This is a genomic window from Streptomyces rubradiris (assembly GCF_016860525.1).
Classification (GTDB): domain Bacteria; phylum Actinomycetota; class Actinomycetes; order Streptomycetales; family Streptomycetaceae; genus Streptomyces; species Streptomyces rubradiris.
In genome coordinates this window covers 304,716-326,064 of the sequence record NZ_BNEA01000007.1, presented here as the reverse complement: position 1 = coordinate 326,064, position 21,349 = coordinate 304,716, and the positions used below count along the sequence as shown (strand labels likewise).

General features: G+C 72.1%; 17 protein-coding genes and 1 pseudogene. 10 read left to right on the top strand and 8 right to left on the bottom strand.

What is annotated here, in order from left to right; all coding sequences use genetic code 11:
* Positions 1–397: 397 nt before the first annotated feature.
* A complete protein-coding gene (locus Srubr_RS10740) occupies positions 398–2,005 on the top strand; it encodes an SDR family oxidoreductase (RefSeq protein ID WP_189991032.1) in 1,608 nt (535 codons plus the stop codon).
* Positions 2,006–2,046: 41 nt separating this feature from the next.
* Here Srubr_RS10740 and Srubr_RS10735 read toward each other — a convergent pair whose 3' ends face one another.
* Both Srubr_RS10735 and Srubr_RS10730 read right to left on the bottom strand, forming a co-directional pair.
* The gene (locus tag Srubr_RS10735) at positions 2,047–3,258 is read right to left on the bottom strand and encodes a spore photoproduct lyase family protein (RefSeq protein ID WP_189991030.1); all 1,212 of its coding nucleotides are present in this window, start codon (positions 3,256–3,258) and stop codon (positions 2,047–2,049) included.
* Positions 3,259–3,363: 105 nt separating this feature from the next.
* A complete protein-coding gene (locus tag Srubr_RS10730; protein WP_189991028.1) occupies positions 3,364–4,275 on the bottom strand; it encodes a LysR family transcriptional regulator in 912 nt (303 codons plus the stop codon).
* Between the two features lie 157 nt (positions 4,276–4,432).
* Here Srubr_RS10730 and Srubr_RS10725 point away from each other — a divergent pair, with 157 nt between their 5' ends.
* A complete protein-coding gene (locus tag Srubr_RS10725) occupies positions 4,433–5,272 on the top strand; it encodes an alpha/beta fold hydrolase (protein ID WP_189991026.1) in 840 nt (279 codons plus the stop codon).
* Between the two features lie 7 nt (positions 5,273–5,279).
* On the opposite strand, the gene Srubr_RS10720 is transcribed toward Srubr_RS10725, so the two are convergent.
* Positions 5,280–5,678, bottom strand: coding sequence for a nuclear transport factor 2 family protein (locus tag Srubr_RS10720; protein ID WP_189991025.1), 399 nt, complete (start codon positions 5,676–5,678; stop codon positions 5,280–5,282).
* A 147-nt stretch (positions 5,679–5,825) separates the two neighbouring features.
* On the opposite strand from Srubr_RS10720, the gene Srubr_RS10715 reads away from it, so the two are divergent.
* The 3 genes from Srubr_RS10715 (at position 5,826) to Srubr_RS10705 (ending at position 9,686) form a co-directional block, all read left to right on the top strand.
* The gene (locus tag Srubr_RS10715; RefSeq protein WP_229926500.1) at positions 5,826–6,374 is read left to right on the top strand and encodes a TetR/AcrR family transcriptional regulator; all 549 of its coding nucleotides are present in this window, start codon (positions 5,826–5,828) and stop codon (positions 6,372–6,374) included.
* Positions 6,375–6,570: 196 nt separating this feature from the next.
* Positions 6,571–8,157 carry an alpha-L-arabinofuranosidase B gene (locus Srubr_RS10710; RefSeq protein WP_203854967.1) on the top strand — a complete coding sequence of 529 codons (1,587 nt, stop codon included), beginning with the start codon at positions 6,571–6,573 and terminating at the stop codon, positions 8,155–8,157.
* Between the two features lie 260 nt (positions 8,158–8,417).
* Positions 8,418–9,686, top strand: coding sequence for a glucuronyl esterase domain-containing protein (locus tag Srubr_RS10705; RefSeq protein ID WP_229926499.1), 1,269 nt, complete (start codon positions 8,418–8,420; stop codon positions 9,684–9,686).
* A gap of 171 nt (positions 9,687–9,857) precedes the next feature.
* On the opposite strand, the gene Srubr_RS10700 is transcribed toward Srubr_RS10705, so the two are convergent.
* The 4 genes from Srubr_RS10700 to Srubr_RS10685 all read right to left on the bottom strand — a co-directional run bounded on the left by Srubr_RS10700 (position 9,858) and on the right by Srubr_RS10685 (position 14,978).
* Positions 9,858–11,159: an SGNH/GDSL hydrolase family protein gene (locus Srubr_RS10700; RefSeq protein WP_189991020.1), complete on the bottom strand. Its 1,302-nt coding sequence runs from the start codon at positions 11,157–11,159 to the stop codon at positions 9,858–9,860.
* A gap of 46 nt (positions 11,160–11,205) precedes the next feature.
* Positions 11,206–12,717, bottom strand: coding sequence for a sodium:solute symporter family protein (locus Srubr_RS10695; RefSeq protein ID WP_189991019.1), 1,512 nt, complete (start codon positions 12,715–12,717; stop codon positions 11,206–11,208).
* A gap of 84 nt (positions 12,718–12,801) precedes the next feature.
* Entirely contained in the window at positions 12,802–14,076 is a 1,275-nt protein-coding gene (locus Srubr_RS10690; RefSeq protein ID WP_189991016.1) for a glucarate dehydratase family protein, read from the bottom strand.
* Complete coding sequence (locus Srubr_RS10685; protein WP_189991014.1) at positions 14,073–14,978, bottom strand: 5-dehydro-4-deoxyglucarate dehydratase; 906 nt, start codon at positions 14,976–14,978, stop codon at positions 14,073–14,075. The genes Srubr_RS10690 and Srubr_RS10685 overlap by 4 nt, the downstream gene beginning before the upstream one ends.
* A gap of 418 nt (positions 14,979–15,396) precedes the next feature.
* Between Srubr_RS10685 and Srubr_RS10680 the strand changes: the two genes are divergently transcribed.
* The 5 genes and pseudogenes from Srubr_RS10680 to Srubr_RS41930 form a co-directional block, all read left to right on the top strand.
* The gene (locus Srubr_RS10680; protein ID WP_189991013.1) at positions 15,397–16,557 is read left to right on the top strand and encodes a cytochrome P450; all 1,161 of its coding nucleotides are present in this window, start codon (positions 15,397–15,399) and stop codon (positions 16,555–16,557) included.
* A 314-nt stretch (positions 16,558–16,871) separates the two neighbouring features.
* Complete coding sequence (locus tag Srubr_RS10675; protein ID WP_189991010.1) at positions 16,872–17,096, top strand: hypothetical protein; 225 nt, start codon at positions 16,872–16,874, stop codon at positions 17,094–17,096.
* A 177-nt stretch (positions 17,097–17,273) separates the two neighbouring features.
* Entirely contained in the window at positions 17,274–18,782 is a 1,509-nt protein-coding gene (locus Srubr_RS10670; protein WP_189991008.1) for a pyridoxal phosphate-dependent decarboxylase family protein, read from the top strand.
* On the top strand, positions 18,779–19,945 hold the full coding sequence (locus tag Srubr_RS10665) for a M24 family metallopeptidase (protein ID WP_189991006.1): 1,167 nt from the start codon (positions 18,779–18,781) through the stop codon (positions 19,943–19,945). The genes Srubr_RS10670 and Srubr_RS10665 overlap by 4 nt, the downstream gene beginning before the upstream one ends.
* 56 nt (positions 19,946–20,001) lie before the next feature.
* Positions 20,002–20,223: pseudogene (locus Srubr_RS41930) on the top strand (hypothetical protein); the annotation flags it as partial.
* Positions 20,224–20,301: 78 nt separating this feature from the next.
* Here the strand turns inward: Srubr_RS41930 and Srubr_RS10655 are convergent.
* Complete coding sequence (locus Srubr_RS10655; RefSeq protein WP_189991004.1) at positions 20,302–21,339, bottom strand: ADP-ribosylglycohydrolase family protein; 1,038 nt, start codon at positions 21,337–21,339, stop codon at positions 20,302–20,304.
* Positions 21,340–21,349: the final 10 nt, after the last annotated feature.

Sequence of the window (21,349 nt, the reverse complement as noted above, 5' to 3'; positions counted from 1 at the left end):
CGTTCAGCGGCCGTAGAGATATGCAAGTGATACCGGAAGACCTTATTCGCGTCCGCCTTGCCGTACATGTGTTCGTGGGTGCCTCCGCGTCCCCTGCCAGGTGCTTCCCCGGTACCTGCGCCGAAGCCCCGACTGTGCCGCGGCCGCGCGGAGCGCCGCGACAGGTTTCCGTCGCGCCGCCCTTAACGTGGAGAATTTGAGCGCTCTCTTCCGAAGGCCGTGCCGGAATCCCAGGAAAGGATGTCCGGTCAAACGGCCCGGACGGCAGCGGAAAGAAGGTCGCGCCGACGCGCGCCGCGGGAGCGGGGGCGCGTCCGGCCGAACGGGCGCACGGTGGAGAGGGGACGGCGGGTGCCGCGACGGCGGCTGCCCGCGGGCACAGACTGCGGGAGCGACCATGAGTGACGGCACCACACCGGCCGGACCGAAGGCGGGTGACGGCCTGACCTGCCTGGTGACCGGGGCCACGGGCTACATCGGCGGCCGGCTGGTACCGGAGCTGCTCGACGCCGGACACCGGGTGCGCTGCCTGGTCCGCACCCCGGAGAAGCTGCGCGACCACCCATGGGCCGGCCGGGTGGAGATCCTCCGGGGTGATGTGACCGACGCCGAGTCGGTGGCCCGGGCGATGGACGGCGTGGACGTGGCCTACTACCTCGTGCACGCTCTCGGCACCGGCCGCGGGTTCGAGGAGACCGACCGTGCCGCGGCCCGGATCTTCGCCGGCCAGGCCCGCCGGGCCGGTGTCGGCCGGCTCGTCTACCTGGGTGGCCTCACCCCCGGCTGCGTGCCCGGACACGAGCTGTCGCCGCACCTGCGCTCCCGCGCCGAGGTCGGCCGGGTCCTGCTCGCCTCGGGAGTCCCCACGGCCGTGCTCCGCGCCGCCGTGATCATCGGCTCGGGCTCCGCCAGCTTCGAGATGCTGCGCTACCTCACCGAGCGGCTGCCGGTGATGGTCACTCCGCGCTGGGTGCACACCCGGATCCAGCCCATCGCCGTACGGGACGTCCTCCGCCTGCTCACCGGCTGCGCCCGCCTGCCGAGGGAGGTGAACCGTACCTTCGACATCGGCGGTCCGGAGGTGCTGACGTACCTCGACATGATGCGCCGCTACGCCTCGGCGGCGGATCTGCCCCGACGGCTCATCCTGCCCGTCCCCGTCCTCACCCCCCGGCTGTCCAGCTACTGGGTGGGCCTGGTGACGCCGGTCCCGGCCTCGATCGCCCGCCCCCTGACCGAGTCCCTGCGCCACGAGGTGGTGTGCCGCGAGAGAGACATCGAACAGTACGTGCCCAGCCCGCCGGGACACCCGATCGGCTTCGACCGCGCCGTCCGGCTGGCCCTCCAGCGCGTTCGCGACGCCCAGGTCACCACCCGGTGGTCGTCGGCCTCCGTGCCCGGCGCGCCCAGCGACCCGCTGCCCACCGACCCCGACTGGGCGGGCGGCAGCCTCTACACCGATGTACGCGAACGCGAGGCGGACGTCTCGCGGGAGGCGTTGTGGCAGGTCGTCGAGGGCATCGGCGGAGAGCACGGCTGGTACTCCTTCCCCCTGGCGTGGGCGGTGCGCGGCTGGCTCGACCGGCTGGTGGGCGGCGTCGGCCTGCGCCGGGGCCGCCGTGACGCCCGGCACCTCAGGACCGGGGACTCCCTGGATTTCTGGCGGGTCGAGGAGATCGCGCACGGCCGGCTGCTGCGGCTGCGCGCCGAGATGCGGCTGCCCGGCCTGGCCTGGCTGGAGATGAGCGTGGACGGCGACGACGGCGGACCGGTCCGCTACCGGCAGCGGGCGCTGTTCCACCCCCACGGCCTCCTCGGCCACCTGTACTGGTGGGGCGTCTCGCCCTGGCACGCGGTCGTCTTCGGCGGCATGGCCCGCAACATCGTCCGCACCGCAGAACGCGCGGCACCGCCACCCGGCGGACGCGCGCCCGGCGCGCCCGGCGCCGCGACGGCGCCCGGGGACAGGGGCGCAGTCTCCCGGCGTGCCACGGAAGGGGGCTGAAGCCGTGAGCCGGCTGCCGCGTGGCGGGGCCGCCCCGCGGGTCAGAAGGCGTACCGGATGCGCAGCCAGGGCGCGTGGGCCGCGACCAGGCCGCGCAGGGTGCGTACGGCCCGTGCCTTGACCTGGTCGTTGTAGCGGACGTTCAGCGCGCCGTTCTGCGAGCGCTTGTCCTGTTGCAGCTCCGGGCGCCAGAGCAGGTCCTCGGCCCGGGGGTGCCAGCCCAGGTTGACCTGGTGCAGGTCCCGGTTGTGGGTGAGCAGGATCACCTCGGCGGCGGCCTGCCGTTTGACCCGGCCGGGCAGGACGTCGTCCAGCTGCCGGAGCACCTCGCTCCAGGCTTCTTCCCAGCCGGGGCGCAGCACCACGGGGGAGAGGTTGAAGTGGACCTCGTATCCGGCGTCCAGGAAATCCGCAGCGGCGGCGATCCGGTCGCCGACCGGCGATGTCCGTAGGTCCAGCAGCCGCGAGTCCGCCGCGGGCATCACGGAGAAGCGGATCCGGGTGCGGCCCCGGGGGTCGAGCGCCAGCAGGTCCGGGTTGACGAACTTGGTGGCGAAGGACGCCTTCGCGGTGGGCCAGCCGCGGAAGGCGCGCACCAGGTCCGCGGTGTTGTCGCTGATCAGCGCGTCCACCGAGCAGTCGCCGTTCTCCCCGATGTCGTAGACCCAGGCCGACTCGTCGCACTGGTTGGGCTCCGGCTTGCGTCCCTGACGGGCGATGTGCCGGGCCAGGTGGGCGATGACGGCGTCGATGTTGGTGAAGACGGTGACGGGGTTGGCGTACCCCTTGCGGCGCGGGACGTAGCAGTAGGCGCAGGCCATCGCGCACCCGTTGGAGAGGCCGGGGGCGATCCAGTCGGCGGACCGTCCGTTGGGCCGGGTGACCAGCGTCTTCCGCTCGCCCAGGACCAGTGTCTCCCCCTTCACCCGCACCCAGCGCTCGACATTGCCCTCGTTGCCGTGCAGCCCCGGGATGCGCCAGTGGGAGTCCACCTCGATCAGCTTCGCGTCCGGGAAGCGGGCGAGGATCTGGCGGCCGCGCGCGGAGGACGCGGCGGCCGGTTCCGCGTAGACCGTCCGGACGGGCAGCAGACGACGGGCCGCGGCGGACTCGCGGAACGGCGGCCGGTCGTCCGGGCCGCGCCCGGGGCCCGTGCCGCCGCGCCCGGGTGTGCGCGTGGCGGCGTCCAGCGCGTCGAGGCCGAACAAGGCGTCGGGGCCGTCGTCGCCGGGGTCTGCGGAGGGGTACGTCATGCGCGTCTGCCGAACAGTAGGGGAGGGGCCGTAGGCGGGGGAGGGCCACGTTCCACTGTAGGCGCTTCGTCCGGGGCCGCCGGGTGGTCTTCTTTACGCCGGGCTTTACACCGGGGCCGGCCTGGCCGGTCCCGGTTCCGCGTGGTCCCGTACCAGGCGCCGGAACGCCCGCGCCGCCGGGGAGAGGTCCCCGACCTCCGCGCCGGCGGGGGAGAAGGCCAGCGCCAGCGTCCGGCGCAGAGGAGGGTGCAGCGGCCGGGCCACGACGGCGCCCTTGGTGTTCTGCCACGCCCCCCTGCCGAGCGCCGGCGCGATGCTGACGCCGAGTCCGCTGCCCACCATCGTGGCGATCGCCGACAGTTCGGCCGCCTCGAACGCGACGTCGAGTTCGATCCCCGCCTGCCGGGCCGCGTGCCGGATCAGGGGCCGGCAGCCGCCGGTGGAGAGGATGAACGGCTCCTTCGCCAGGGCCGGCACCGGTACGGCCGGAGTGTCCGCCAGGGGATGGCCCGCCGGGAGCAGCGCCACCATCTCGTCCGAGCCCAGTTCCACCACGTCCAGCCCCGGGGCCGGCAGTGTCACCACCCCGGCCTCGACGGCCCCCCGCTCCAGCCAGGCCCGTACGTCCCGGTCGAAACCCTCCAGCAGCCGGACCCGCACCCTAGGGTGGCGGTCGGTGAACTCCGCGATCCGGGGCGTCAGCAGGGCGCCGGTGGCGGTAGGCAGCGAGGCCGGCCGCAGCTCGCCCGTCACCGCGCCGGTGGCCGCCGTCACTTCGGTGCGCACCAGGTCGAAGTGGCGCACCGCCTCGCGCGCGTGCGTGACCGCGCGCCGACCGGGTTCGGTGAGCCGGACGCCGTCACGGCCCCGGACGACCAGCCGGGCCCCGAGTTCACTCTCCAGGGAGGCGACCGCACGGCTGACCGCGGGCTGGGAGATCCCCATCCGCTCCGCCGCCGCGGTGAAGCCGCCGTGCTCCGCCACGGCCAGCAGGACGCGCAGCTGTGAGAGACGCATCACACTCCCCCAGAGATGTCGGCCCGTCACCAGCGATCATGCCGGGCCGGGCATGATCGCATACCGCCACCATTATTTGCCCGCCGGTACGCCATGGCAGAAGGCTGTCGACATCCGAGATCCGACACCCCGACCGATCGTCGTGAGGAGTCCCGCCATGGACACCGCGCCTGCCGCTGTCCGCCGCGCCGCCGTCGAGGTCGACGGCCTGCCCGCCTCCTACCTGACCGCCGGCGGCGAAGGCGCCCCGGCCGTCCTGCTCCTGCACGGCACCTACTGGAGCCGTGTCTGGCTGCCGGTGCTCGGGGACCTGGCCGCCGCCGGCCTGCGGCCGGTCGCCGTCGACCTGCCCGGGCTGGGGCGCTCGGCCGGCGAGCTGACGGTGCGGACCGCCGCCGTCCCGGCCCTGGCCTCCTGGGTCGCGCGGTTCGCCGCCGCCCTCGCGCTGCCCGGGCCGCTGCGGGTGGCGGGCCACGACATCGGCGGCGCCATCGCCCAGCACCTGCTCGCGGGCGAGGACGCGGAGGTCGAGCGGATGGCACTGGTGAACTCGGTGAGCTACGACTCCTGGCCGGTCCCGGCCGTGGCCCGGTTCCGCGATCCGGCCGTACGGGCGGCCGTCACCCCCCAGGAGCTGCTGGACGCGCGCCGGACCGCCCTCACGGCCGCGCTGGGCCGCCCGGCCGGGGAGGCCGAGATCACCGAGTACCTTCAGCCGTGGACCGACCCCCGCACCGTCCGCTCGTGGCTGTGCCTGGCCGCCGCCGCGGACAACCGTCACACCCTGGCCGCGCTCCCGGCTCTCACCGCGTCGACCGCGCCGAAGCTGCTGGTGTGGGGCGAGGAGGACCGTTTCCAGCCGATCGCCTACGCCGAGCGGTTCGTCAAGGAGGTCCCGCACAGCACCCTGGTCCGGATCCCCGGCGCGGGCCACATCCCGATGGAGAACGACGCCCCCGCCGTGGCCCGCGCCCTGGCCCGGTTCTTCCTCGGCTGAGCCGTTCTCAGACGAAGAAGGCGTTCATGCCGGGAACATCCGAGAGATAGGTCTCGATGCTCGCGATCCGGCCGTCGCGCAGACGGCAGACGGTGGACAGGTGTTCGTCCAGCCGGACATCGCCCCGCCGGGCGGTGTTGTGCAGGGAAAGCGCCATGTTCTCCCGGCTGACCAGGATGTGCAGCAGCCGGAAGTCGAGACCGTAGGAAGCGATCTTCCGGGCGCGTTCCACGACCGCGTCGGCGCCCACGGCCGTACCGGAGACGGCGTTGTCGCCGGGCAGCGTCCACGTGGCGTCGTCGGTGAGCAGGGACCGGATGCCGTCCCAGTCGCCGGCTGTGAGGAAGGCGTGGAACCGCGTGCCGAGCTGGTGTGCGGCCTTGTAGGGGTCCTCGTGCGAGGGCATGGTTCCTCCACGGAAGAGCGACTAAAGCAGTGATCGTTGCGTTAGTCAGCCTAGGCGGCCTGCTCGCTAAAGCGCAACTCTTTGCTTTAAGATGGGGGAGTGTCCGTCAAAAGCAAAGACAGTCGTCCCGGGGGCAGAAGTGCCCGGGTGCGTGCCGCCGTCCATCGCGCGGTGGTGGAACTCGTCCACGAAGTCGGCGCCGACAGGGTGACCATCCCCGCGGTGGCGCGCCGCGCCGGCGTCAACCCCAGCTCTGTGTACCGCCGTTGGGGTACGGTCTCGGCCCTCCTCGCGGACGTGGCCGACCGGCGTCAGGACGAGGGGGCGCCCGAGCCGTCCGGTGATCTCCGTGAGGACCTGGAGCGGGTGGCGGTCTGGACGCTCGCGGACCTGTCCCGGCCGGGCGGCGTGGCGTTCTTCCGCGCGGAGGTGGCGCCGGACGTGGACGAACGCCGGGCCGGCCTGCGCGCCTGCCTGGAGCGGGTCAGCGCTCGCTTCCGTGTCCCGCTGGACGCCGCCGCCGGGCGCGGTGAGGCGGCGCCCCCGCTGGAGCGCGTACTCGACCGGGTGGTCGCCCCTCTGTATTTCCGTGTCGTGTTCTCGGTCCCGGGGACGGACGAGCGGTACGCGCGCGACCTGGTCGCCGAACTGTGTGCCCCCGGCCCGGACGTCCCGGACGCTCGCGGTCGCCGCTGACCTCAGGTTCCGCCGGCCGGAGTACCGGACGTGCGCGATCTGTTGACACCCCTCGGGCGCTTCCTATCATCAAGCCTTGTCCGCCAATGCGTTCAATATCCGAAATATCGAACGCATGTTGTCATGTGCATGACTTTATGGTCCATGTGCCGGTGGCGGGACGCCACCGGCCCCCGACTCCCCCAGGAGACCGCTCATGTCTGTGACATCGGCCCGCCCCCGGCGGGCCGCCAGGCCGCTCGTCCTGCTGGCCGTCGTGCTGGCCATGGCCATGGCCAGCACGACGGCCCTGCTCGGCGGCCGGGCCTCCGCCGAGGGCGACGCCGTGACCGCCGGCTCGCTGCCCTGTGACCTGTACGCGGCCGGCGGCACCCCCTGCGTGGCCGCGCACAGCACCACGCGCGCCCTGTACTCCGCGTACACCAGCCGCCTCTACCAGGTGAAGCGCGCTTCCGACGGCGCCACGCGGGACATCGGCGCGCTCGGCGCGGGCGGCTACGCAGACGCCGCCGCGCAGGACTCCTTCTGCGCGGGCACGAGCTGCCTGATCACCGTCATCTACGACCAGTCCGGCCGCGGCAACCACCTCACCCAGGCCCCGCCCGGTGACTTCCAGGGCCCCGCCGCCGGCGGTCACGACAACCTCGCCGAGGCGTCCGCCGCACCGGTCACCGTGGGCGGCCACAAGGCGTACGGCGTCTTCATCGCCCCCGGCACCGGCTACCGGAACAACAACACCAACGGCATCGCGACCGGCGACCAGCCGGAAGGCATGTACGCGCTCCTCGACGGCAGCCACTACAACAGCGGTTGCTGCTTCGACTACGGCAACGCCGAGACCAACAGCCGGAACAACGGCAACGGCGCGATGGAGACCGTCTACTTCGGCAACAGCAAGGCCTGGGGCTACGGCACCGGCAACGGCCCCTGGGTCATGGCCGACCTGGAGAACGGCCTGTTCTCCGGGGTCAACCGCGGCTACAACGCCAACGACCCCAGCGTCGGCCACCGGTTCCTCACCGCCGTGGTCAAGGGCGGCCCCAACCGCTGGGCGATCCGGGCCGGCAACGCCCAGTCGGGCGGCCTGTCCACCTACTACGACGGACCGCGCCCCAACGCCTCGGGCTACAACCCGATGAAGAAGGAAGGGGCCATCATCCTCGGCATCGGCGGTGACAACAGCAACAGTTCCGCCGGCACCTTCTACGAGGGCGTGATGACGTCCGGCTACCCGTCGGACGCCACCGAGAACGCGGTACAGGCCAACATCAACGCGGCCGGATACGCCGCCTCCCCTACGGCGGGCGCGCCCGCCGTGGGTGCCAGGGTCTCGCTGCGGGCCACCACCTCCTGCTGCACGACCGACTACCTCCGGCACAACACGGCCGACAACAACGCCGCCATCGGCGCGGTCTCCTCGTCCAGTCCGGCCGCCGACAAGGCCGCCGCCACCTGGATCGTGCGCGCCGGCCTGGGCGACGCCTCGTGCGTCTCCTTCGAGTCCGCCGACAAGCCGGGGCAGTACCTGCGCCACTACGACTTCCGGCTGCGCGTCGACACCATCGACAGCGGCGCGTTGGCCAGGCTGGACGCCACGTTCTGCCCGCAGCCGAGCCACAACGGCCAGGGCGTGTCCCTGCGGTCCGCCAACTACCCCGGCGACTTCGTGCGCCACTACGAGTACGGCGCCTATGTCGCGAGCCACGGCGGCTCCCACGCCTGGGACAGCGCCATCGCCTGGGCCGACGACACGAGTTGGGTCGTGACCTCGCCCTGGGGCTGACGCTCCCCGCGCGACACCCGCACCCCGGCCGTGCCACCCGCTCCGGTGGCACGGCCGCCACGTGTCGCGGCATCGGCCTCCGGTAGCCGAAAGTTTCGCTTGATCGCCGAATCGGCCCGAAAATCTCCGGCCCCGCGCATTGTGGTCGCCGTGACGTGTTCCTAGCCTGGGAGCGCTCCCATATCAATCCGCCCGCCCTCCCCGGCCTTGGAGGTCCCATGCGCCCGGACCGATCGCGTCGGCACCGCCCAGGACTGCCGGTGGCCACAGCCCTGGCCGGGGCCGTGGCCCTGACCTGCGCGACCCTGCAGGAGGCCCGCCCCGCCACCGGCGCCGTCACCGCCGCACCGGCCGCTCACGGCGTCGAGGACGACGGAGCCGACTGCCCCGTACCCGCCACCGGACAGGCCCCGTCCCGCCCGCTGCTCCCGGACCCGTTCCTCAAGCTGGACGGCACCCGCGTCACCAGCGCGTCCGACTGGCGGTGCCGCCGGGCCGAGATCAGGGAACTGGCGGAGCGCTCCCTCTACGGGCAGAAGCCCCCGAAACCCGCCAGTGTGACCGGCACCGTCTCGGCGACCACGATCACGGTGAACGTCAGTGACCAGGGCAGGAGCGCCGGTTTCTCGGCTCGCGTCGAACTGCCCGGCGGTTCCGGCCCGTTCCCCGCCGTCATCGTCTACGGCGGGCTCGGCGCCGACACCAGCACCATCAAGGCCTCCGGCGTCGCGGTCATCAGCTACGACCCGTACACCGTCGGCAAAGAGGGCACGGCCCGCGGCAGCAAACAGGGCGCCTTCTACACCGTGTACGGCTCGTCCAGCCCCACCGGCCTGCTGATGGCCTGGTCCTGGGGCGTGAGCCGGATCATCGACGTGATCGAGCAGTCGGGCGGCACGATCCTGAAGGCGGGCGCGACCGGAGTCACCGGCTGCTCTCGGTTCGGCAAAGGCGCCTTCGTGGCCGGCGCGTTCGACCAGCGGATCGCCCTCACCATGCCGGTCGAGTCGGGGACCGGCGGCGTCCCCGCCTACCGGGGCATCCCCCAGGAGAGCGGCGCCCAGCCGCTGAGCAGCGCCTACTCGGAGCAGCCGTGGCTCGGTGACGCCTTCGGCCCCTACACCGGCAACCCGGCCACCCTGCCGGTGGACACCCACGAGATCATCGGCATGGTCGCTCCGCGCGGCCTGTTCATCATGGAGAACCCGTACGTCGACTGGCTCGGCGCCCGGTCCGGCAGCGTGGCCGCCCTGGGCGGAGCCGAGATCTACAAGGCGCTGGGCGCGGGCGGCGACATCACCTACTGGTCGGACGTCCGGGACGGCACGCACTGCGCCGTCCGGCCCGAGTGGAAGACCCCGCTCCAGCAGAACCTGTCCAGGTTCCTGCTGAACTCCGGCAGCGGCTCGGGCGTCTTCCGGATCGCCTCCGGCAAGGCCGGCAGCCTCGCGCAGTGGCGCGACTGGCAGACGCCCGTGCTCACCCGTGCGGGCGGGACACGGTCCGGGGCCGGGACCGGCACCGGGTGACGCCTGGAACACACCGGCGCCACCACCGTCTCCGGCTCCACCGCGCACGGCGGGTCCGCCGCGCCCGCGGCAGGCACGGACGGGCGTGGGCGTTCCGCCGGGGCGACGGCCGGTCCCCTCCGTCCCCGGGGGACCGGCCGTCCGTGGTGGTGGCTCGTCCTGAGGCGTCGCTCACCGGCGGAACAGGGCGACCGGGACGGCGTCGGCGAGGGCCTGGTACCCGGCCGGGTTGAGGTGGAGGTGGTCACCGGTGTCGTAGGCCGGCCGCAGCCGGCCGGGGGCGTCCGGGTCGCGGGCCGCGCGGTCGAAGTCGATGACCGCGTCGAAGCCGCCACCGGTGCGGATCCACCGGTTGACCTCTTGCCGGGCCGACTCGTGGGCGCCGGCCGGGTCGTCGTAGCCGTTGCCACCGAAGGGGGTGAGGGTGGCGCCGTAGACCTCGATGCCCTGGGCGTGGGCACGGGTGACGATCTGCCGGTAGGCGCCGATGAGTTCGGCCGCGATCCGCCGCGCGTCCGCCGGGGAGGTGCCGGCGGTGCCGATGTCGTTGACGCCCTCGAAGACGATGAGCCGGTCGACGCCGCTGCGGGCGAGGACGTCCCGGTCCAGCCGGGCCAGGGCGTTGGGGCCCAGCCCGTCCCGCAGGACGCGGTTGCCGCCCGCCGCCTCGTTGACGACGGCGATGTCCGCCGTGCCGGGGCGGACCGCCAGCCGCGCCCGCAGCCGGTCCGGCCAGCGGTCGTTGCCGTTGGTCGTGGACCCGCGGCCGTCGCTGAGCGAGTCGCCGAGGACGACGGTGGCGGAGGCGGTCCGCCGCGACCACACCTCAAGCCCGCTCAGGAAGTACCAGTGGTCGACGGTCGTGGCACCGGGCAGGTCCGCGTCGTCCAGGTGGTCGCCGGCGAGCAGGTGGGACGTCGTGCGGGACCCGGGGTGCGAGGTGATGGCGGTGGAGGCCTGCCCGTGCGCGAGGTACAGGGTGACGGTGAGGTTGCTGCCCGGCGCCACGTCGAAGTCCAGCGGGTCGCTGACCGCCTGTGCGCCCTGCGGGATGTCGAAGCCCGGCTGCCCGCCGAACGTCACCCGCCGGGAACTGCCCGGCACGATCGCGCCGACGCCCGCCTTGCCGTCGGCCGGGCGGGCCACGGAGACGGCCGTGACGGGCAGGTCGGCCCCGCCGAAGGCGTTGGACAGGCGCAGCCGTATACGCTTGCCGCCCACCCCGACGTGCACGGTCTGCCGCAGCGTGGCGTTGTCGAACACGCGGTCGCTCTGGGTGAACGGAGCCGGGGGCATGTTGCCCGGCTCGGTCAGCTGGGGCATGGACGCCCAGGTGTCCGTCCACTGCCCGCTCCCGGCCGGCACGGCGGCGGGCCGGGCGGGAGCGGCCGCGCCGGACGAGGCGTGAGGGGACAGGCCCACCGTGGCGGCGATCGCCGCGGCGGCGACCACGAATGACGCTGCTCGTTTCATGAGACGGTTCCTCCAACTGATCTGGTTGCTGGGGCTGGTGGGAGGGTCAGGCCCGCTCCGCCACGGCGTGCGTGGCCGTGCCGGACCCGGGCTCAGGGCCCGAGACCGCCGCCACCACGGCGTCCGCCTCCGCGTCCGGTTCGGGCAGGAACAGACCCAGGCCCGCGTAGACGACGAGCGAGGTGACCAGCGGGGTGACGACCACCGTGGTCTGCGAGGCACCGTCCAGGCCGTACTTGACGAAGAAGTAGCCGCCGAGACCGAGCGCCCACGACGTGAGGGCCGCCCGGGGACCGCAGCGGCGGAAGGCGGGCAGCAGCCCGAGCAGCATCGGGATGGAGATCGGGCCCATGACGGCCGCGACCATGCCGACGATGATGCCCAGGACCCCGCCGAAGTGATCGGCCTCGATCGCCACCACCATGGAGACGGTGATGAAGACGACCGTGACCACCCGCGCCGCCCGCAGTCCGCGCGCCGTGCTCACCTCGCGGAAACCGGGCAGGACGGCGGGCATGATGTCCCGGGTGACCACGGCCGAGATGGCGTTGGCGTCCGAGGAGGCCATGGCCATGGTGTGCGAGAACATGCCCGCCAGGGTCAGCCCCACCAGGCCCACGGGCAGGTACGACTGTGCCATCAGCGCGTAGGTCTGCTGCGGGTCGGCGATGTGCGGCATGAGCACCGGAGCGGCGACCGCCGGCAGCAGCAGTACGGCCGGCCACACCAGGTAGAGGGCCGCCGACAGCCCGGCCGAACGGCGGGCGGAGCGCGGGGAGTCGGTGGCCATGTACCGCTGGGCCAGGTTCCACATGCCGCCGTTGTATTCGAAGAGCTTCACGACGACGTACGCCGTCAGGAAGCCCGCCGTGTACGGGCCGACGAGGGGGTCGGTGTGCCCGGCCGGCAGCCGGTGCCACAGCGTGCCGAGGGCGGAGACGCCGCCGAGCCGGTCGAGGACGACCCACATCATCGACAGCGCGGCCACGCCCTGGATGACGAACTGCCCGAACTCGGTGAGCGCGTCCGCCCACAGCCCGCCGACCGTGCAGTACAGCAGGGTGACGACGCCGGTCAGCAGGATGCCGTGGGTCGTCGACATACCGGTGAACACCTTCAACAGCACCGCCACTGACGCCCACTTGGCGGCCACGTCGAAGACCTTGAGCAGGGCGCCGCTCCACGCCAGCGCCTGCTGGGTGGGCAGGTTGTAGCGGCGCACCAGGTACTCCAGCGGGGAGGCGACCTGGTAGCGCTCACGCAGCCGGTTCCACCGGGGCGCGAAGAGCCAGGCGCCGACGCCGGTGCCCAGGGCGAGCGGCAGGAAGGCCCAGACGTAGACGGTGATGCCGTAGTCGTAGGCGACCGCGGCGTACGCGACGAAGACGGCGGCGCTGTAGCCGGACATGTGGTGCGAGATGCCGGTCAGCCACCAGGGCATCCGGCCGCCGCCGGTGAAGTAGTCGGACACGTCGTCGACACGCCGGTGCGACCACAGGCCGATCAGCAGCATCACCAGGAAGTAGCCGCCTACGGCGGCCCAGTCGAGCCAGTGCATGGGAGGACCTTCTTGTCGTGGACGGCGGGGAGGCGTACGGACGTCGGGGCGGACCTGGGCGGGGCGCTCCCGGGTCCGCCGGGGTCACCAGCGCGGTGACTTCTTCTCGTACGACGGGTCCAGTCGGCGCATGTAGCCGGTGTCGTCCCGGTTGCGCAGACCGCAGCGCAGGTACTGCTCGTGCAGCCGGGCCAGCGCGTCACGGTCCAGTTCCACGCCGAGGCCGGGGGAGCGGGGCACGGCGACCGCGCCGGCCCGGAAGCCGAGCGCGCCCGGGACGATCACGTCCTCCGCCGGGTCCTTCCACGGCCAGTGCGTGTCGCAGGCGTACGTGAGGTTCTCGGTGGCGGCGGCCAGGTGGGTCATCGCGGCCAGACTGATGCCGAGATGGGAGTTGGAGTGCATGGACAGCCCCATGCCGAAGGTGGCGCAGATCCCGGCGAGCAGCTTGGAGCGGTGCAGGCCGCCCCAGTAGTGGTGGTCGGACAGGACGATCCGGACCGCGTCGTCGCGCACCGCGGAGGGCAGTTCGTCGAAGGCGACCACGCACATGTTGGTGGCCAGCGGCATCGGGGCCTCCCGGGCGACCCGGGCCATGCCCTCCTGACCGGGGGTCGGGTCCTCCAGGTACTCCAGGACGCCTTCCAGCCGACGGGCCACCTTCAGCGAAGTCTCCACGGTCCAGGCTGCGTTGGGGTCCAGACGCAGCGGGATGCCGGGGAAGGCCCGGCGCAGCGCGAGGACCGCCTCCACCTCCTGCTCGGGCGGCATCACACCGCCTTTGAGCTTGATCGCCCCGAAGCCGAACCGCTCCACCATGCGCCGGGCCTGCGCCACGATGCCGTCCGGGTCGAGTGCGGGCCCCCATTCGTCGGGCTCGTGTCCGGGATGCGCGGCCCACTTGTAGAACAGGTAGGCGCTGTAAGGGACTTCGGCACGGACGGCACCGCCGAGCAGATCGCTGACGGGACGGCCGGCGGCACGGCCCTGGATGTCCAGGCAGGCCACCTCGAACGGGGAGAAGACCCGGTCGACCGTGCTGCTGGTGGTGATCATGCCGGTCAGGCCGTGGCCGTCGCCGCCACGGTCGTCGCCGGTCAGCTCGGCGATCCGTCGGTGCATCGCGCCGAGGGCGTGCACGTCCATGCCGGTGATGGCGTCGGCCGCCGCACGCAGCCGGCGCAGGTGGCCCTCGTCCGCATAGGTCTCGCCCAGACCGGCGATGCCCTGGTCCGTCGTCACCTCGACCACGGCGCGCAGCGCGTAAGGCTCGTGGACACCGACGGCGTTGAGCAGGGCGGGGTCCTTGAACGCCACCGGTGTGATGTCGACGCGGCTGATCCGCAGGTCCTCGCTCATCGGATCGCCGCACCCCTCTCGATGATCTGCTCCAGTTCGGCGAGGTGCTCGGGCGTCGGATCGCTCAGCGGTGGACGCACGCCCCCCACGTCGAGGCCGCGCAGCCGGACGGCAGCCTTGACCAGGGACACCGCATAGCCGGGCACGCGTTCGCGCAGTGCGATCAACGGGTGGAAGAAGCCGGCCAGCAGCCGCTGCACCAGCTCGTCGTCACCGGTGGTGACGGCGCGGTGGAAGGCGAGAGCCGTCTCGGGAACGAAGCAGAACGCCGCCGAGGAATACAGGTCCACGCCGATGCCGCGGTAGGCGAGTTGGGTCCCTTCGGCGGTGGGCGTCCCGTTGAAGAACTGGAAATCCCGTCCGCCGGTGGCCGGGTCCGCCCGGACCGCGGTGACGATCCGGGCCAGCAGGTCCAGGTCGCCGGTGCCGTCCTTCAGGCCCACCACCCGTGGCAGGCGCGCGACTTCGACAGCCGCCGGTACGTCGAACCGGGCGGTACCGCGCTGGTAGACGATCACCGGCAGGGAACCGGCGGCGACGACCTCGTGCACGTAGGCGACCAGCCCGGGGGGCGGTCCCGCGACCAGGTACGGCGGCATCAGCAGCAGCCCGTCCGCACCGGCCTCCTCCGCGGCCCGCGCATGCTGCCGGGCGAGGGGCAACGGCCCGCCGGCGCCCGCGAACACGGGCACCCGGCCGGCCGCCACCCGCACCGCCGTACGCACCACGGAGGTGAACTCCGCCAGGTCCAGGGCGTGGAACTCCCCGGTCCCGCAGGCGGCGAAGACCCCACCGGCTCCGGACTCGATCCCCGCTCTCAGATGCTCCGAAAGTTTCGTGGTGTCTATCGAACCATCCTCCGTGAACGGGGTGACGGGAAAGAAGAGAACGCCCTTCAGCACGCTGACCTCATCCGGTGACTGTCACATACGTGAATGGCCGTCATGATGACGAATGATGGGAGGGAATGTATGGTCGGCCGCCGAGTCGGGTCAAGGTGTGTGCAGCGTCCGTCTGGCCGGTGGAAGGTGCGCACTGTGCGGGCGGGCGGGGCCGCAATCGGCCGAACGCCAAGCGAAACTTTCGGTTGTCTTCGGGGAGGTCGGCCGGGTGACTCCAGCCGCATCGAGACCGCACTGGGTGCGTGCGGCGGGCGAAGTGGGTCACTCTGATGTGTCGATATGTATGTTATTTCCCTCGCATGGGTGATAGCGCCATTGCGTCGGTTTTCCGCACGCCTGGGCGGGGATTGCCCGGACAGAGGGACAGTGCGGACAGGCCCGGTGTCCCCGCCGAGAGACTCGCCGAGGAGATGGCTCGATGAGAATCGGAGAAAAGCGCCGGTTCCGGCGAGACCCCCTGGCCTACATCGACATCCTCCGTCGCCGTAGCGGCACGGAAGTGTTCCGGCTTCCCCGGGGCGGCTATTGCGTCAGGGACGCGGATCTGGCGCAGACACTGCTGCGCAGCCCGGAGTACAACACGGGGAAGTCGGGATTCTTCAACGAACTCCTGCCCACGCGAGACGCGCAGGTCGAAGTCGGCCACGCGGTACGGAACCTCCTGCGCGCGGGCCTGCCCCGGTACCGCGCCGAGCTGACCCGGGCGGTGACCGCGCTCCCGGCGGTCAGCCGCTGGCCCGCCGCCGGGAACACGCTGGTGCACCGATGCCTCACCGACCTGCTGCTGCACCCCCAAAGCCCCGTACGGACACGCGGGTTGACCGATCAGGCGATGCGCGGGGGAGTGGTGTTCCACGCACCGCGCGCCTGGCGGCGAGCGCGGGCGGAGTTCCTGCGGGCCAGGCTGCTCACCGCCCTGACCGAGGAGGTGCGACACCGTCGGCGACACCCCGCCGACGAACCCCGTGACGTGCTGGACGCCCTGCTCGGCGCCTGCCCTCCCACCGAGGTGACCGACCGGACGCTGGCCGAGCTGCACTTGATGATGTACCGGGCGATCGTGGTGCCCATCAGCGCTTCGCTGGCCTGGTCGGTGCTGCTGGGCTGCCTGCACCACACGTCGGACGCGCCCTGGCCCTGGCCCGCCGACCAGGTCGTGCGGGAGACGCTCCGGTACCGCCCGGTGCCTTGGCTGCTCGGCCGCACCGTCCCGCACGTCGTCGAACTCGGTGGCGTCGCCTTCCGGCCCGGCGACCTCCTCTCCGCCAGCCCGTACCTGATGCACCACGAGAAGGGCCGGTGGACCGCCCCCGAAGAGTTCCGGCCCGAACGCTGGGAGGAGCCGGGCGAACACGGCTCCTACGTACCGTTCGGCGCGGGCCCTTACATCTGTGCCGGCGCGGCGGTGGCGCAGACGCTGCTGACCGAGTCGCTGAGCGCGCTCACCCGCGACGCCCGCCTGACCGTCACCGGCGGCGACACCCGCGCGGTCATCTCCGAAGGCAATGTTCCACGACCGTTCGTCCTCCATCGCACACCACGCCACGGGGGAACCGAGCACGAGAGGGAAGGGAGGTGAGCAGCCATGGCCGCATCGATGCGACGCATCTTCAGCAACAAGCCCGCCCGCCGCTGGTACTGGTACTGAGCGCCACGGCGATGACGGCCCGGAAGCCGGCCCCGGCCTCCGGGCCGTCCCGAGCCGGGCAGAGTGCGGCACAGTTGTAGGTCTCGCGGCCGGCGGCCTGCCTGCGAAGGTGGGTGTCCGTGTCGATGACGACCTGGTGACCGGTATTCATTTTCGTGAGCGGCGGTTTTTCCCACTTCTTGCCGGGCTGCGTTCCGGAAGGTGAATGGGCGAGATGCCGCTCCTCGGAAACCGTGAGAAAACCGATGAAGATTCTACGGCTCGTTGCCGTCCCACTCGCCGTCGCCGCATTGTTCGGAGGCGCGACGACGGCCCAGGCGGACACCGAGGGATCCTCCTACAACCTGCACCTGCTGCCGTGCGCGCAGGTTCCGATCCTTCCCATTCCCATTCTGTCCCTCTACCAGCACCCGGCCGACTGCTCCAAGACGGTGACCAAGAGCGACGGTGGTGACAGCCAGTACCACTGATCGGGTCCCGCTCACCGGTGACCCCGGCGGACGCGTTGAGTATCGCGCCTTCGGTGCGCTACTCAACGCCGTCGAGCAGTGAATCAGCGGATTTCGTCGGGCACATGTGATTGCTGACCTGTCCGATTCTTTCAGGGTTTTCCATCGGCTCTCCCATTGGGCGGAAAGAGGCACACAATGGCACCGCTCGATGCCGCCGCTCTGGCGGGAAGCCCCGAGGGGATGGCCGCGCTGCGACGCCTCGTCGACGAGGTTCTGCGGGCCGCGCAGGCCGGCGCTCGGCGCCGGGGCGGCCCGGTAGCCGTGGGCGGACCGGCCGCGGTCGCCGAGCGGAACTCCGACCTGCTGGCGGGAGTGCTGCCCCTGGAGGGGCTCTCGGACGCCGAGGCCCTGGTGCCGCTCGCGGAGGCGTTCGCCTGGGGAAGCGTCGACCTGGCCTCACCGTCGACTGCGGCGTTCCTGCAGTGCCCACCGCTCACCGTCGCCGCCGCCGCGGACTTGGTGGTGAGCACGTTCAACCAGTCGGTGGACGTCTGGGACAGCGGCCCCTTCCCCATCGAGCTGGAGAAGGCGGTGTTCGAGCAGCTTCGTGTGCTGACCGGACTGCCCGAAGGGACCACGGGGGTGATGACTCCGGGCGGTTCGATCGCCAATCTGCTGGCCGTGATCATCGCCCGGGACGTGCGCGGGTCGGCGCTGTGCGGAGTGGGCTTGACAGAAGAAGGCCTGCAGGCGGCCCCGCGACGACTACGGGTGGTCTGCTCGCGCGAGGCACACGTCAGCGTCGACCGGGCGATCGCGGCGGCCGGTCTCGGCAACGCGGCCGCGGTGGTGGTGGAAACCGGCGCGGACGGCCGGATGACAGCCGGGGCGGTGCACGCCGCCCTGACCGCCCTGCCGGCGGATCACGTGCCCTTCGCTCTGCTGGCCACTGCCGGGACCACGGACCTCGGCGCCATCGACGACCTCCCCGCCCTGGCCGAACTCGCGCACGCGCACGGTATGTGGTTCCACGTCGACGCCGCCTACGGCGCCGGCATGCTGTTCTCACCACGGATGCGACCGCTGTTCGCCGGTATCGAACGGGCCGACTCCATCACCCTGGACCTGCACAAGTTCGCCTGGCAGCCCGCCTCCTCCAGTGTGCTGATGGTGCGCGACGGCCGTCACTTCCGTCCCCTGCAGCGCGAAGCCGCCTACCTCAACCCCCGGGACGACGAGCAGGCCGGTCTTCCCAACCAACTCGGCCACACCCTGGAGACCACGCGGCGGGCCGACGTACTGAAGGTCGCGGCGTCTTTCCGCTACCTCGGCAGGCGCGGCATGGCCGAGCTGATCGACCACTGCCACACCATGGCGCGGCACGCCGAGCGCCTGGTCGCCGGCCACCCGCGGCTGCGGGCCGCCGCGCCCGTTGTCCTCACCCGCCTCGTCTTCCGTTACCTGCCGCGGCGACCGGAGCTGACCGACCAGGTCAACGCCGGTCTGCGCAGAAGGCTGCTGACCCGGGGAAGTGCCGTCATCGGCCGTACCACCCGCGTTGTCGAAGGCGTCGGGCGTACGCACCTGAAACTGACCGTCATCAACCCGAGGACGACCGCACAGGACATCGAGAACCTGATCGCCGGGATCGTCGCCGCCGGAGAAGCCGAGGAGCGGGCGATCCGGGAGCAGGGAAGACGATGACCGACTCGCCTGCCCACCCCGGTGTCGACCTGCGCGCCCTCAGCGACAGGCGCACCGCCCGGTTGACCGGATGGATGGCCGACGCCGGCCTCGACCACCTGGTCCTCACCGGCCCGGACCACATCCGTTACGCCACCGGCCACCGCGCGCAACTCGTCAGCGAGGGCGTCGACTGGTACGCCGCGATCGTCGGCGCCGACGGCGAGGCGGAGGTGTTCGTACCCTTCACCGACACCGACGTGCCCGAGCCGGGCCCGGCACTGCCCAGGTTGCGGCGCCTCCGGCCGGCTCCCTCCTGGGCCCCGGCCGCCTGCCAGCCCGGGCAGTGGGCACGCTCCCTCGCCACCGCCCTGAGTACCCGTCACGCGAGACGCGTGGGATACGACGCACTGGACGCCGGTATCCTCCACGACGTCGCGGCCGACCTGCCAGGCACCCGTTTCAGGCCGTGCGCCGCCGATCTGTTCGCCCTGCGCGCCGTCAAGGACCCGCTGGAGATCGCCCTCGTCGAAGCCGCCTGCCGCATCAACGCGGCGGCCCTCGACCTGGCCGTGGACAGCGCCGACATCGGCACGCGCGATCACGACCTGCTCGCCGTGGCCGCGGCCCACCAGCACCGGTTGGGGGCCGAGTTCCTCACCCACTCGGTCTGCAACGTCCGCAAGGGCAGCGGCGGCTGGTTCGCCGACGGCGCCCCGCTGAAGGAAGGCGAACCCTTCTTCCTCGACATCGGCTGCCACGGACCCGGAGGATACGCCTCCGACGCCGCCCGTACCGGATTCGTCGGAGAACCACCGGCCGGCATCGCCCGCGCCTGGCAGCAGCTGCTCACCGCCTACCAGGAAGGACAGGACGCGGCGCGCCCGGGGGTGCGATGCTCCGTGATCCACGAGACCATCAACGCGTGCCTCGCCCGGCACAAGCTGCCGGTTACGCCCTACGGAACAGGGCACGGCGTCGGTCTGCGCTGCTGCGAACTGCCCTCCATCAACGCCGCCGGCCGCATGGACAGCGACGCCGTCCTGAGGCCGGGCCACGTCATCGCCCTCGAACCGGAGACCGCCGTGGACCACCATGGCACCCTGTTCGTCCTCAAGATCGAGGACAACTTCGCCGTCACCGAAACAGGACTGCGCCGGCTCACCCACCACACGCGCGCCTGAAGCGCGGTTGGGGCACCTGGCAGCGGCTGCGTGCCTCCTCCGCCCGTACCGCGGCGGTGCTGCTGGACAAGACCGCGCCCTACGCGGCGGTCTCCACGCTCCAGATCCTGCTGCTGCTCGCCTTCGGCTGGCTCCTTCTGGATCTGCACCTGCGCGGCTCCGTGGCCGGGCTCGTGCTCGTGATCGTCGCGGTGGTGGCGGTCATCATGGCGATCGCCCTGTTCCTGGTCGCCCGCTGCGGGTCCAGCCAGCAGATCAGCGCGCTGACCAACCTGGTCGGCATCGTCGGCGGGGTGATCGGCGGCGCCTTCCTGCCGGTGGACTCCCCGCCCGGCTGGCCCAGGCCGTCGCCTACGTCACCCGCCCGTACTGGGCGATGGACGGCCTGTCCGGCGTCCTCGGCGCCGGGGACGGCATGGCGGACGCGGCACCCAACGCCGCGGTACTGCTGGGCGCTCCAGTCCGGCCCCGAGGCGGTGCGCGAGATCGGCCAGATCCGCCGACCGCAGTACCCGTCCGCCGAACCCCGGCAAGGGCACGTGCAAGGGATCGGTCCAGCGCGCGGGGATCGCTTCCCATCCGTGACACGCGCCCGCGAGCCCTCCGGTGACCGCGGCGACGGTGTCCGTGTCCCCGCCGACGTCGACGGCCGCGCGCAGGGCGTCCTCGAAGGTGGTCGTGGTGCGCAGGGCCCAGACCGCCGTCCCCAGACAGGGCCAGACCGCGCCGTTGAACTCGGTGGCCTGCTCCGGGTGCCAGTCGGCGGCGAGGACCGTACCGTATCGCCGGCGGTGGTCGGGATGAACGGCGGCCGGCACACCGGGAAGGGCGGCGAGCGGGTCGGCGCCCTCCAGCGCGAGGCGGACGAGTTCGTGGAATATGGCGGTGCCTTCCCAGGCGGCGCGGTCGCCATGGGTGAGGGCGGCGATGCGCCGGGCGGCATCCATCGTGGCCGTACGACCGGCACGCGCGAAGCAGACCGCGGAGGTCGAGGCCCTCATCAACGAGCCGTTGCCGGCCGCTCGCCGGTTGACCTGGAAGTGCAGCGCGGCGGCCAGATCCCACGGCATGCCGTTCGTCAGCACGTCCTCGGTCTGCAACCCGATGTCTTTGGGTTCGGCCGCCGCCCACCGCTGGAAACGGGCGAAGATGTCGGGCAGGTCAAGTTTGCCCTGCCGCAGGAGCGACTCCGCGACCAGTACGGCCATCTGCGTGTCGTCCGTGGCCTCGCCCGGTTCCCAGCCGCCGCCTCCGCACATCTCTCCACCGCACCCCGGCTCCGGGAACCGGGCGGAGAACGCACCCGGGGGACCGAACTCGAAAGGGGCCCCCAGCGCGTCACCCACCGCGGCACCGACGACCGTCGCGATGACTCGCCCCGTACGCTGTTCCACCCGTGCAGGC

Coding starts and splice junctions, on each gene's coding strand:
- Srubr_RS10695 (WP_189991019.1), bottom strand. CDS start 12,717: ATGCACTGGCTCGACTGGGCCGCCGTAGGCGGCTACTTCCTGGTGATG.
- Srubr_RS10700 (WP_189991020.1), bottom strand. CDS start 11,159: ATGAAACGAGCAGCGTCATTCGTGGTCGCCGCCGCGGCGATCGCCGCC.
- Srubr_RS10690 (WP_189991016.1), bottom strand. CDS start 14,076: ATGAGCGAGGACCTGCGGATCAGCCGCGTCGACATCACACCGGTGGCG.
- Srubr_RS10725 (WP_189991026.1), top strand. CDS start 4,433: ATGGACACCGCGCCTGCCGCTGTCCGCCGCGCCGCCGTCGAGGTCGAC.
- Srubr_RS10710 (WP_203854967.1), top strand. CDS start 6,571: ATGTCTGTGACATCGGCCCGCCCCCGGCGGGCCGCCAGGCCGCTCGTC.
- Srubr_RS10730 (WP_189991028.1), bottom strand. CDS start 4,275: ATGCGTCTCTCACAGCTGCGCGTCCTGCTGGCCGTGGCGGAGCACGGC.
- Srubr_RS10665 (WP_189991006.1), top strand. CDS start 18,779: ATGACCGACTCGCCTGCCCACCCCGGTGTCGACCTGCGCGCCCTCAGC.
- Srubr_RS10680 (WP_189991013.1), top strand. CDS start 15,397: ATGAGAATCGGAGAAAAGCGCCGGTTCCGGCGAGACCCCCTGGCCTAC.
- Srubr_RS10675 (WP_189991010.1), top strand. CDS start 16,872: ATGAAGATTCTACGGCTCGTTGCCGTCCCACTCGCCGTCGCCGCATTG.
- Srubr_RS10720 (WP_189991025.1), bottom strand. CDS start 5,678: ATGCCCTCGCACGAGGACCCCTACAAGGCCGCACACCAGCTCGGCACG.
- Srubr_RS10735 (WP_189991030.1), bottom strand. CDS start 3,258: ATGACGTACCCCTCCGCAGACCCCGGCGACGACGGCCCCGACGCCTTG.
- Srubr_RS10740 (WP_189991032.1), top strand. CDS start 398: ATGAGTGACGGCACCACACCGGCCGGACCGAAGGCGGGTGACGGCCTG.
- Srubr_RS10670 (WP_189991008.1), top strand. CDS start 17,274: ATGGCACCGCTCGATGCCGCCGCTCTGGCGGGAAGCCCCGAGGGGATG.